The organism is Glaciimonas sp. OK215 (assembly GCF_057787885.1).
This window is the reverse complement of the sequence record NZ_CM173544.1, coordinates 3,806,467-3,819,034: the sequence shown is the minus strand read 5'-3', so window position 1 is coordinate 3,819,034 and position 12,568 is coordinate 3,806,467. Positions and strand designations below refer to the sequence as shown.

The window sequence follows — 12,568 nt, the reverse complement described above, 5'->3', positions numbered from 1 at the left end:
GTCGCATCAAAACAAGCAACACTGCGGGAAAACAGGAGGTAGACGGTATCATGAAAAAATATTCAATATTCAGTCTGGTGCGCAATGCGCTCAGCTACCACGAGAACTGGCAGGCGGCATGGCGTAGCCCGGAGCCGAAGCGGGAATACGATGTCATCATCATCGGTGGTGGGGGCCATGGCCTTGCCACTGCCTACTACCTGGCTAAGGTACACGGCATCACGAACGTTGCGGTTATCGAGAAGGGCTGGATAGGCGGCGGCAACACCGGTAGAAATACCACCATCGTGCGTTCCAATTATCTCTGGGACGAGGCCACGCACTTGTATGAAAAATCAATGAAGTTGTGGGAAGGCCTGTCTCAGGATCTCAACTACAACGTCATGTTCAGTCAACGCGGTGTGCTCAATCTCGGGCACAGCCTGCAGGACATGCGCGATATTACGCGACGGGTCAATGCCAATCGCCTGAATGGGGTCGATGGCGAGGTATTGAATGCGCAGCAGGTTAAGGAGTTTGAGCCCCTCATCAACATTTCACCGAACGCGCGCTATCCGATTCTTGGCGCATCACTTCAGCGCCGGGGCGGGTCGGCGCGCCACGACGCCGTGGCATGGGGATTCGCGCGCGGGGCGGACTCGTACGGGGTAGACATCATTCAGAAATGCGAAGTCACCGGTATCCGGCGCGATGGCGGCGAGGTGATCGGCGTGGAAACCACCAAAGGCTTCATTCGCAGCAAGAAGGTCGGCGTGGTCACAGCTGGCAGCTCGAGCGTGTTGGCCGCCATGGCCGACTTGCGACTTCCTATCGAAAGCCATCCGTTGCAGGCTTTTGTGTCGGAACCGGTGAAGCCGGTATTGAATTCAGTGATTATGTCGAATGCGGTGCATGGCTACATTAGCCAGACCGACAAGGGCGACCTGGTCATCGGTGCAGGCATTGATGCGTATACCGGGTACGGCCAGCGCGGCAGCTTTCATGTCATTGAACACGCTACCCAGGCCATCATGGAACTGTTTCCGATATTTAGCCGGGTGCGCATGAACCGGCAGTGGGGCGGGATCGTCGATGTGTGTCCTGACGCTTGTCCGATTATCGGTCTTACCCCGGTGAAAGGCCTGTATTTCAATTGCGGCTGGGGCACTGGTGGCTTCAAGGCAACGCCAGGCTCAGGCTGGGTGTTTGCCCACACCATTGCGCAGAATCGGCCGCATGCGCTGAATGCGGCATTCTCACTGGAGCGTTTTTCCAACGGGCATCTCATCGACGAACACGGCGCCGCAGGCGTAGCCCACTAACCCAAGGAAGATCGAATATGTTGAAAATTACCTGTCCCTGGTGCGGACCGCGAGAAGAGACTGAGTTTTCCTACGGTGGCGAGGCGCACATCACGAGGCCTATCGATACCGATGCACTGACGGATGAGCAGTGGGGCGATTACCTGTTTATGCGTAAAAATCCGCGCGGTCTTCACCGGGAGCAATGGATGCATGCTTACGGTTGCCGCCGCTGGTTTAACGTTGAACGCAACACGCTGACTTATCAAATAAATAGAATTTATAAAGTGGGTGAAACTATTCCCGGAGACCAGCAATGAGCCAGAATAATCGCATCGGGAGCGGTGGACGCATCGACCGCGCCAAGCCAGTCAATTTCCTGTTCAACGGTAAACAGTATCAGGGGTATAGGGGCGACACCGTGGCGTCGGCGTTATTGGCGAACGGCGTTTCCGTGGTTGGGCGCAGCTGGAAGTATCATCGTCCGCGCGGTATCGTCAGTTGCGGCGTAGAAGAGCCGAACGCGTTGCTGCAGCTGGAAACTGGCGCCCATACCGTGCCGAATGCACGCGCCACTGAACTTGAGCTGTACGAAGGGCTTAGCGCCAACAGCGTCAATTGCTGGCCTAGCGTGGATTTTGATTTGATGTCACTGACCGGAATGTTTTCGCGCTTCATGCCAGCCGGCTTTTACTACAAAACATTTATGTGGCCGAAGAGCTTCTGGAAGAAGTATGAGCATTTCATCCGTAAGGCATCCGGCCTTGGCGAGGCACCTAGGGAACAAGATCCATCTTGCTATAGCAAGATGGACGACCATTGCGATGTTCTCATTGCCGGCGCAGGTCCGGCTGGTCTGGCAGCGGCGCTTGCGGCGGGAAGAACCGGTGCACGGGTGATTCTGGCTGACGAAAAAAATGAGTTGGGTGGCAGCCTGCTTGGTAGCCGTAATGTGATCGACAGCCAGGTTGCCGATGCCTGGATAGCGACTGCAGTGGCCGAGCTGGAAGGCATGAAGGAAGTTCGTATCCTGAACCGCAGCACCGTGTTTGGCTATCACGATCATAATTTTCTCACCATCGACGAACGTCTTACCGACCACCTGCCGTTGCAACAGCGCAAGGGGCCGCGTGAACGACTCTGGAGGGTGCGGGCAAAACAGGTTGTGCTGGCAACTGGTGCAACCGAGCGCCCATTGGTGTTCAGCAACAATGACCGGCCCGGCATCATGTTGGCTTCTGCCGTGTCGGCCTACGTAAATCGCTATGCGGTGACCGCAGGATCACAAGCGGTGATTTTCACCAATAACGACAGCGCATATCAGACGGCATTGGATCTCGCCGATGCAGGTATTACTGTTGCCGCGATCGTCGATGCCCGGACCAGCCCGTCTGGTTTCTTGCCGGGCTTGGCACGCAAACGCGGTATCAAAATCATGGCCAACTCGGTGATCACCGATGCCAGCGGCAGTAAGCGTTTAAAAAGTATCAAGGTAATGGCACTCAACACCAATGGTGATGGAGTGATTGGTTCTGCCAACGATATTGCGTGCGATCTGCTCGCTGTATCTGGCGGCTGGAGTCCGGTGGTGCATTTGCACGCGCAATCTGGCGGGAAGGCACGCTTTGACGACGCCAAGGCCTGTTTCGTGCCGGGCACTTCGGTGCAGCCGGAGTCCTCGGTGGGAGCGTGCAATGGCAGCTTTGGACTAGCCGACTGCCTCAGCGAAGGCAGCGTCTATGGTGCGGAAGCAGCGCGTTTGGCCGGCTTCGGTACCGGGGTAGTGAGCAAAGTTCCTGTTGCGAAGCGTATCGACGAAGAACCGATAAAAGCGCTTTGGGTAGTGCCTGCTCCCAAATCGATCGGACGCGTGCCCAAACAATTCGTGGATCTGCAAAATGATGTCGGCGCCTCCGATATTGTCCTGGCGGCGCGTGAGGGCTATCGCTCGGTGGAACACGTAAAGCGGTATACCGCGCTCGGTTTCGGTACCGATCAGGGGAAACTGGGAAATATCAACGGCATGGGGATTCTGGCGCAGACGCTGGGGCAGGATATTCCGACTACCGGGACGACGACTTTCCGGCCCAATTACACGCCGGTGACGTTCGGCGCCATTGCGGGCACCGACCTGGGCGATCTGTTCGATCCTGTTCGTAAAACCGCCATGCATCAGTGGCACGAGCAACAGGGTGCATTATTCGAGAATGTGGGGCAATGGAAGCGGCCATGGTATTACCCGAAAGAGGGAGAGAGCATTCACGATGCCGTCAACCGGGAGTGTGTCGCGACCCGTAAAAGCGTCGGCATCATGGATGCCTCGACGCTGGGAAAAATCGATATTCAGGGACCGGATGCCGCCACTTTTCTGAATTGGGTTTACACCAACGCATGGAGCAAGCTGGGTATCGGGCGCTGTCGCTATGGCTTGATGCTGGATGAAAACGGTATGGTAATGGACGATGGCGTCACCGTCCGTTTAAACGCGCATCACTTTGTCATGACCACCACCACCGGCGGCGCGGCGCGGGTGATGTCCTGGCTCGAGCGCTGGTTGCAAACCGAATGGCCGCATCTGAAGGTGCATCTGACATCGGTGACCGACCACTGGGCAACGATGGCGGTGGTCGGACCGAACAGCCGCAAGGTATTGCAGAGCGTATGCAGCGATATTGATTTTTCGTCGGCGTCGTTTCCCTTCATGTCTTACCAGGAAGGGACCGTGGCGGGAGTCGCTGCACGTGTCATGCGCATCAGTTTTTCAGGCGAGCTTGCCTACGAAATCAACATCGACGCGAACTATGGCCGTCACGTATGGGAAGCCGTGATGGTGGCCGGCGCACAGTACGACATTACACCCTACGGCACGGAGACCATGCACGTGTTGCGCGCAGAAAAAGGCTTCATCATTGTCGGTCAGGATACCGATGGCTCTGTTACGCCGATCGATCTGGATATGGAGTGGATCGTTGCCAAGGGGAAGGATTTTATCGGCAGGCGTTCACTTATCCGCTCCGATACCGCGCGAGAAGGTCGCAAACAGTTGGTAGGGCTGTTGACGGAAGACCCAATGGAGGTTTTGCCGGAAGGCGGGCAGATAGTCATGGACGCAACGGTCGCCATACCTATCCCCATGCTCGGGCACGTCACGTCGAGTTATTACAGTGCGTGCCTGGGGCGCTCTATTGCGATGGCGCTGGTCAAGGGCGGACTGAAGCGGCTGGGCGAAACGGTACTGATTCCGCTGGAAAATGGCCGGGTGATTAAGGCAATGATCGCAAGCCCGGTTTTCATCGATCCTGAAGGAGCACGACAAAATGTCTAAGTCAATATTGAAAGAAAGCCCGCTGGCACGTTTTTGCCTGGAGCAGCGCACGACGCCGGCACCCATGGCAGCAGGGGTGAAAGTCTGGGAGCGTGCATTTTGCGCTCACATCAACTTGCGCGGCGATCCGTCTGCTTCTGATTTCCTTGCGGCCGCAACGGGAGTATTGGGATTCGAATTGCCTCTGGAGTCAAATACTGTTGCGGGTGAGCGGGAGAACTACGCGCTCTGGCTTGGGCCGAACGAGTGGTTGATCGTGGCGCCCGGTGAGCAGGAAGGATTGCTCGCAGCGGGCTTGCGCAAAGCGCTGCATGGACAATTCTTCGCCGTTACAGAAGTCGGCGGCGGGCAAACCGTCATTACCTTGAGCGGACAAAATGCACGCGACTTATTGGCCAAGGGTTGTCCTCTGGATTTACATCCGCGGGAGTTCGGTCCTGGCCGTTGCGCGCAATCGCATCTGGCCAAGGCGCCGATTCTCATTCGTCAAATCGATGCAGAGCCAACCTTTGAGCTGATAGCCCGTCGGAGTTTCGCCGATTATCTCTGGTTATGGCTGGAAGATGCGTCGGAAGAATACGGACTGGCGGTGATCAAGCGGCGAAATACCGGTCCATCGCAGCTTCTCGCAACTGTAAGGTTAAGCGCCTGACACGGCCGGCACGGACATTTCCTCTAGCCCTTCATTTCGGTACCAGTGACGCTTGCTTCTTATCCGCCTGCTTGACCAGGTGGATAAGAATTGCTGTCCTGATGCCGCATCAATAGCAGTCCGTCGACATCATTGTAGCCCTCCTGAATTCCGCAACGTTTTTCATCAGTACGCCGGCAGCAAGTTCCCTTACCTTCCATTCCCAAAAAAATCAGCGCTTCCGGCCTGATAAAAGCCATGCGTCAACCCCGAAATGACTCCGCCAAAAGCTCTTCGGATTCAGTCAAGTTACTGTCGGGATTGAAAAAAATAAATTGGATGAGAAGCCTACTATAGCTTCAACCGAAGGCTTTTATTTTCTTTTATTAAATGGAGATGACTATGTCAGTAGTGAGCAAAACGACGAATACGGCGACTGCAGGTAGTGCGGCGGAATTGATGAGAAGCACCAGGATCATTACGATTCCGAACGGGAACAGGGTCCGTCCGACTTTCTCCAATGCGGAAATGCAAAGCCGGGTGACCAGACTGCGTCAGCACATGGCCAGGGAAAACATCGATGCGGTGTTGTTTACCTCGTATCACAACATTAATTATTACGCTGACTTCGTCTACTGTTCGTTCGGTCGCTTTTACGGTCTGGTGGTCACGCAGGACAAGCACACCACCATTAGTGCCAACATCGACGGCGGCCAACCGCAGCGCCGCAGTTTCGGCGACAACATCGTGTATACCGACTGGCAACGCGACAATTATTTTCATGCAGTGAAGTCGCTGGTTGCGGGCCGCAGCCGGGTAGGGGTCGAATTCGATCACATCACGGCAGAAAATATGCAGAAGCTCAAGCATGCATTGCCGGATGCCGACATCGTCGACGTGGCGAAGGCCTGCATGGCGATGCGCATGATCAAGTCGGACGAAGAGATCGACGTCATCCGCAATGGTGCGCGTATTGCTGATATCGGCGGTGCCGCATGCCGCGACGCGATCGGCGTCGGCGTGCCGGAACACGAGGTGGCGCTCGCCTCAACCCAGGCGATGGTGCGGGAAATCGCGCGGACTTATCCTGATGCCGAATTGATGGATACCTGGACCTGGTTCCAGTCCGGCATCAATACCGACGGCGCTCACAACCCTGTGACATCGAGAAAAATCCGGAAGGGAGATATTCTCAGCCTGAATTGCTTCCCGATGATCGCCGGTTATTACACCGCGCTGGAGCGGACCTTGTTTGCCGAGGAATGCTCGGATGCGCATCTACGGATGTGGGAAGTCAACGTCAAAGTCCATGAGGCCGGGCTCAAGCTGATCAAGCCCGGCACCCGCTGCTCCGATATCGCCGCCGAGTTGAATGAGATTTTCCATGAACATGGTTTGCTGCAATATCGCACCTTCGGCTATGGACATTCGTTCGGCACGCTGTCGCACTACTACGGACGTGAAGCAGGGCTGGAGTTGCGCGAGGACATCGACACTGTGCTGCAACCAAATATGGTGGTGTCGATTGAACCGATGATCATGATCCCCGAAGGTCAACCGGGAGCGGGTGGTTACCGCGAGCATGACATCTTGATCGTCAACAAAGAAGGCGCGGAAAACATCACGAAGTTCCCATTCGGGCCGGAGCATAACATCGTCAAAAATTGAGAAGGCGGGCGTTGCTTGCGTCCTGCTCCATGTTTGTGATATGGGGCGCATATACGGTGAACGCCCGCAATTCGTTGGGCCAAAAGGATGAATCAAATGGACCAGAAATCCAAGGCTGCAAGTAGCAGGTCGTACGTACGTTTTGAAAATGTGCAAAAGACGTACGACGGCGACACTTTGGTAGTAAAGAATCTCAATCTCGACATTGCGAAAGGCGAGTTCCTGACCATGCTGGGCCCCTCTGGTTCCGGCAAAACGACCACCCTGATGATGCTGGCGGGATTCGAGACAGCGACCAACGGCGAGATTTTTTTGGACGGTTCGCCGATCAACAGAATTGCACCGGAAAAGCGGAACATCGGTATGGTGTTCCAGAACTACGCTTTGTTCCCTCACATGACCATTGCAGAGAACCTGGCATTTCCGCTGAATGTCCGCAGAATTTCCAAATCGGACAGTGAGCGCAAGGTGCTGGCGGCACTCGATATGGTGGGTTTGCGCGGATTCGCGGCGCGCCGGCCGGCGCAGCTTTCCGGCGGTCAGCAACAGCGTGTAGCCGTTGCCCGGGCATTGGTGTTCGAACCCAAACTGATACTCATGGACGAACCGCTCGGTGCGCTTGACAAGCAACTGCGCGAACAGATGCAGTACGAAATCAAGCGCATTCACAATGCGTTGGGAGTGACAGTCGTGTATGTGACGCACGACCAGGGTGAAGCTCTCACCATGTCCGACAGAGTTGCGGTGTTCAACGACGGCGTGATTCAGCAGCTGGCCTCACCGGAAGACCTCTATGAGTATCCAACCAATGCGTTTGTAGCCGGTTTCATTGGTGAGAATAACCGCCTGGTCGGCACTGTAAAAAATATCAGTGGCAGCAGCTGTGATGTTGCAGTAAACGGCTCTGGAATAATCCGGGCGCTTCCTGTCTCCAATATGGCTGTCGGTAGCAGCACGATGCTGTCGCTGCGACCGGAGCGCGTCATGATCAATCCGCCGGATGGCAGTTACCCCAATATTTTCCATGGCACGGTAAAGGAATTTATCTACCTGGGCGATCACATCCGTACCAGGGTAAATATTTGTGGAATGGAGAATTTCATCATCAAGGTTCCGAACGCCAAAGCGCATAAGCACCTGGCAGTTGGCGAGACCATCAAAATCGGTTGGCATGCCGAGGACTGTCGGGCGCTTGATCTGCCGCACGACTTGCATACGGAACAGTTGCCGGCGCACTGAATTACAACAAGAGAGCCATCAGACTCCAATCGCACTAAATGTATCTACAGAGGTATTGACTTTAACAATCCCAGGAGACGATTCATGATTACCGTTCGCAGGCTGAATATTTTATTTTTATCCGTGCCGTTTGTTGCTGCTCTCTCGGCAGCCAATCTCTCGGCGGCAGAAACAATCACCGTTACCTCGTTTGGCGGCGCCTATGGCAAGAGCCAGATCGAGGCGCAGCAAAAGCCCTTCATGAACAAAACCGGAAACACGGTGCTGTCGGAGGACTATAACGGCGGCCTGGCGCAAGTCAGGGCGCAGGTAAAAACCGGCAACGTGACGTGGGATGCGATGGATGTCGAGCTCGCTGAACAATTGCGCGGTTGCGATGAAGGACTGTTCGAGCACGTCGACGTCTCGAAACTGGCGCCGGCGCCGGACGGTACGCCGGCATCCAGGGATTTCATCGACGGCGCACTGCAAAAGTGCGCTGTGGGTACCATCGTCTGGTCGAATATCATTGCTTATGACAAGGGCAAATACAGATCCGGCGCACCCAAGACCATTCAGGATTTCTTCGATCTCCAGAAGTTTCCGGGCAAACGCGGAATGAAGAAGGAGCCGCAAGTCAATATCGAATGGGCCTTGATGGCCGATGGCGTGCCGGCAGACAAGGTATATGAAGTGCTTGATACACCTAAGGGACTGGAGCGGGCTTTCAAGAAACTCGACACCATCAAGTCCAGCGTAGTCTGGTGGCAGGCCGGTGCACAAGCCCCGCAACTGCTTGCGGACAAGGAAGTCGTCATGACATCCGCTTACCACGGGCGCATTTACGATGCCATTACCAACGAGAACAAGCCCTTTGCCATGATGTGGGACAGCAACGTCCGGGTCATGGATTTGTATGCCATTCTTAAAGGGACCAAGCACCTGGCGGCAGCCCGCGACTATCTGCGTTTCGCCACCAGTTCGCAAGCATTGGCTGACCAGACCAAATATGTACCCTACGGACCGGTGCGCAAATCTGCGATGAAGCTGATCGATCCGAAGATCCTTCCATACCTGCCGACGGCACCGCAAAATTCCGTGAAATATCTTGTCAGCAACGCCGAATGGTGGGCTGACCACGGTGACGAAATCAACCAGAAGTTCGCGGCCTGGCTGTCGAAGTAATGCATGCGGCTACTGTCGACGGTAAGTCCTCGGTAGCCGTACTCAGATTTCTAGGAAAATTTTCGATCGGATAGCATCATGGAAAAGGTGAGCGTGCCCCTCGTCATGGAGCAGGCGGACAGACGACCCGGGGTCGCAGCGGGCGTCGGCAGCTCGTTGAAGACGAAGCTGCGTCAGGCTGAACGGATGGGCCGTCTGAAGGCCTACGGATTGATTTTGCCGCTCCTGCTGTTTATTTTCATCACGTTTCTCGCACCGATCGGCTTGATGCTGTTTCAGAGCGTCGACAATCCGGCGGTGGCAGAGACTATTCCGAAGACCATGGCGGCCCTGAAGTCATGGGACTACAAGACCGGACCGATGGTGCCGGAAGCGCTCTACGCAACCTTCGCTGGGGAGTTGAAGCGTGGTGCCCAGGATGGGAGCGTAAGCAAGCTGGCTACCCGTTTGAACTATGAAAGCGACGGCATGCGCACGCTCATCATGCATACGGCGCGCAAGATCGACCAAGCCGAAACCGGGCCGTGGAAGGACAGATTTCTGGCGCTCAATCAGAGCTGGGCGAAGCCGGAGACCTGGACGTTGATCCAGCACTATGGCAACCCGTATACGCTCGGTTACTATCTGGACGCTCTGGACCTCCGCTACGATGCCGCCGGATCAGTTGCGCGCCAGCCCGAGGATTTGCGACTTTACGTGGATGTGTTCGGCCGCACGATCTGGTTGAGTGTGGTGGTCACGGCGTTGTGCCTGCTGTTAGGCTATCCAATTGCCTATTTGTTGACCAGCTTGCCGGCAAAGACCAGCAACCTCCTGATGATCATGGTATTGCTGCCGTTCTGGACCTCGCTGCTGGTGCGAACGACCGCATGGGTCGTGATACTGCAGAGTAATGGGCTGTTGAACGACTTTCTGATCCACGTCGGCCTGATCGATCATCGCGTCCAGCTCATCTTCAATCGGTTTGGCGTCGTCGTGACGATGACGCAGATCTTGCTGCCCTTCATGATTTTGTCCCTCTACAGCGTGATGAAAAACATTTCGCCTGTGTATGTCAGGGCGGCGCGTTCTCTGGGGGCGAATCCTGTGCGCGCATTTTGGCGGGTGTACGTCCCGCAAACCGTACCCGGTATCGGGGCGGGCGGCCTGCTGGTCTTCATTCTGGCGCTCGGCTACTACATCACGCCTGCGCTGGTGGGAGGGCCGAACGATCAGATGGCGAGTTACTTCATTGCCGACCACGTCAACCGCTCGCTCAACTGGGGATTGGCCTCAGCGCTTGGCGGCTTGCTGCTGGCAGGCGTGATGGGGCTGTACCTTATCTACAACCGCCTGGTTGGCGTCAACGCGATGAAATTGGGGTGAAATCATGACCGCTTTACCGCCTTATGTAGGACTGCTCGGCAGGGCCTGGCACTATGTTTTCCGCCTCGTTTGCGGCCTGATTCTGCTGTATTTGATACTTCCAGTCCTGATCGTCATCCCGTTGTCTTTCAACGCGGAACCTTATTTCAGCTATCCGATGCCAGGCTTCAGCATGCGTTGGTATCAGGAAATTTTTCACAATCCGCTGTGGCTGTTATCGATGAAGAATAGTCTGATCATTGGCTTTTTCGCGACGATTCTGGCCACCACATTGGGCACTATTGCTGCGTTGGGCCTGAGCAAGCGCGACTTGCCATACAAGGGATTGCTCATGGCACTGTTGGCCTCGCCGATGATCGTACCGATTGTCATCACTGCGGTCGGCATGTACTTCTTCTATTCCAAAATCGGACTGACGAATAACCTGCTCGGACTGATCCTTGCGCATGCTGCACTGGGTACACCGTTCGTCGTCATTACGGTGTCCGCCACGCTGGTCGGTTTTGACAAACGGTTAGTGCTGGCAGCGGCAAGCCTGGGCGCCGGTCCTGTCTACACTTTTTTTAGAGTCACGCTGCCACTGGTCTTGCCAGGGATGATTTCCGGCGCATTGTTTGCGTTCGGGACTTCATTCGATGAAGTCGTGGTGGTGATGTTTGTCGGCGGTATTGAGCAGCGTACTATTCCACGCCAGATGTGGACCGGGATACGGGAAGAATTGAACCCCACCATACTTGCGGTGGCGACCTTATTGACCATCTTCTCGGTGCTGCTGCTGATAACCCTGGAGATGCTGCGTCGTCGCAACGAGCGCATCCGCGGCATACGTAGCTAATGCCGCATGCGTTGGCATGGTGTGCGTTGAGCACGCACACCAGCGGTGTGCTCTGTCATATTTGAAAATTCGCGAAAAGCAAGGGTGCAACGCTTTGCGCCTGTTTTTCCAACCAGGAATATCCATCATGTCTTCAGTTAGTTCTGCACCAAAATACATTCTCACTTTATCGTGTCCCAGCGCCCCTGGACAGGTCGCGGCCATCACCGGGTTTCTCGAAGCGCGGGGTTGCTATATCGAGGAAATCGCAGTATTCGACGACAGTATCAACCAGTCCTTTTTTGTCCGTTGCGTATTTCATGCCGCTTCGGGCGACGCCTTGCCGCTGGAACAGATGCAAGAGGATTTTCAGGCGATCAGCAATCGGTTCGGCATGGAATGGGCCATGCGTGATGCTGCGGTGCGGTCCCGCGTCCTGATTCTGGTATCCAGATTCGATCATTGCCTGAACGACTTGATTTATCGCTGGCGTATCGGCGAGCTCAAGATCGACATCGCCGCCATTGTCTCGAATCATCCGGAGCTGGAGCCGATTGCGTCAGCGCACGGCATTCCGTTTCACCATCTACCGATCACGCCGGACACCAAGGCTGGGCAGGAACAGCGCTTACTCGCCATTGTTGAAAAAACGCGTTCTGATCTGGTCGTGCTGGCGCGCTATATGCAGATTCTGTCGCCTGAATTGAGCGCGACGCTAAGAGGTCGGGCCATCAACATTCATCATTCATTCTTGCCAGGGTTCAAAGGATCCAAGCCCTACCATCAAGCGTACGCCAGGGGCGTCAAACTGATTGGCGCGACCGCGCACTATGTCACTACCGATCTGGATGAAGGGCCTATTATCGAACAGGTGGTGGAGCGCGTAGACCATGCCTGCGATCCGGATCAGTTATTGGCAACAGGTCGCGACATGGAATGTCTGGCGCTGTCCCGTGCCGTGAAGTTCCAGGTGGAGCGCCGTATTTTTCTTAATGGCAACAGGACGGTGGTGTTGCGGTGACGGGTTGTATAGCGAGACGTATGGCGATGTCGAATCTGCGCAAACCTCCGTCGATATCAGG

10 protein-coding genes are annotated in these 12,568 nt (G+C 55.4%); all 10 read left to right on the top strand.

Translation table 11 applies throughout. The features are described 5' to 3' along the window. Positions 1–50 precede the first annotated feature (50 nt). Complete coding sequence (locus AC3CHX_RS17580) at positions 51–1,301, top strand: sarcosine oxidase subunit beta family protein (RefSeq protein ID WP_488629317.1); 1,251 nt, start codon at positions 51–53, stop codon at positions 1,299–1,301. 17 nt (positions 1,302–1,318) lie between these two features. Then, positions 1,319–1,600, top strand: coding sequence for a sarcosine oxidase subunit delta (locus AC3CHX_RS17575; RefSeq protein ID WP_488629316.1), 282 nt, complete (start codon positions 1,319–1,321; stop codon positions 1,598–1,600). After that, on the top strand, positions 1,597–4,605 hold the full coding sequence (locus tag AC3CHX_RS17570; RefSeq protein WP_488629315.1) for a sarcosine oxidase subunit alpha: 3,009 nt from the start codon (positions 1,597–1,599) through the stop codon (positions 4,603–4,605). The genes AC3CHX_RS17575 and AC3CHX_RS17570 overlap by 4 nt, the downstream gene beginning before the upstream one ends. Continuing rightward, positions 4,598–5,257, top strand: coding sequence for a sarcosine oxidase subunit gamma (locus AC3CHX_RS17565; protein WP_488629314.1), 660 nt, complete (start codon positions 4,598–4,600; stop codon positions 5,255–5,257). The genes AC3CHX_RS17570 and AC3CHX_RS17565 overlap by 8 nt, the downstream gene beginning before the upstream one ends. A 438-nt stretch (positions 5,258–5,695) precedes the next feature. Further along, complete coding sequence (locus AC3CHX_RS17560) at positions 5,696–6,904, top strand: M24 family metallopeptidase (RefSeq protein WP_488644852.1); 1,209 nt, start codon at positions 5,696–5,698, stop codon at positions 6,902–6,904. A 96-nt stretch (positions 6,905–7,000) separates the two neighbouring features. Continuing rightward, positions 7,001–8,143: an ABC transporter ATP-binding protein gene (locus AC3CHX_RS17555; protein WP_488629313.1), complete on the top strand. Its 1,143-nt coding sequence runs from the start codon at positions 7,001–7,003 to the stop codon at positions 8,141–8,143. 84 nt (positions 8,144–8,227) lie between these two features. Beyond that, positions 8,228–9,307: an ABC transporter substrate-binding protein gene (locus tag AC3CHX_RS17550; protein WP_488629312.1), complete on the top strand. Its 1,080-nt coding sequence runs from the start codon at positions 8,228–8,230 to the stop codon at positions 9,305–9,307. Between the two features lie 78 nt (positions 9,308–9,385). Further along, positions 9,386–10,672 (top strand): ABC transporter permease, encoded by a 1,287-nt coding sequence (locus AC3CHX_RS17545; RefSeq protein ID WP_488629311.1) that lies wholly within the window; start codon positions 9,386–9,388, stop codon positions 10,670–10,672. Between the two features lie 4 nt (positions 10,673–10,676). After that, positions 10,677–11,507, top strand: coding sequence for an ABC transporter permease (locus AC3CHX_RS17540; protein ID WP_488629310.1), 831 nt, complete (start codon positions 10,677–10,679; stop codon positions 11,505–11,507). 127 nt (positions 11,508–11,634) lie between these two features. After that, a complete protein-coding gene (purU, locus tag AC3CHX_RS17535; RefSeq protein ID WP_488629309.1) occupies positions 11,635–12,507 on the top strand; it encodes a formyltetrahydrofolate deformylase in 873 nt (290 codons plus the stop codon). The last annotated feature ends 61 nt before the right edge of the window (positions 12,508–12,568 follow it).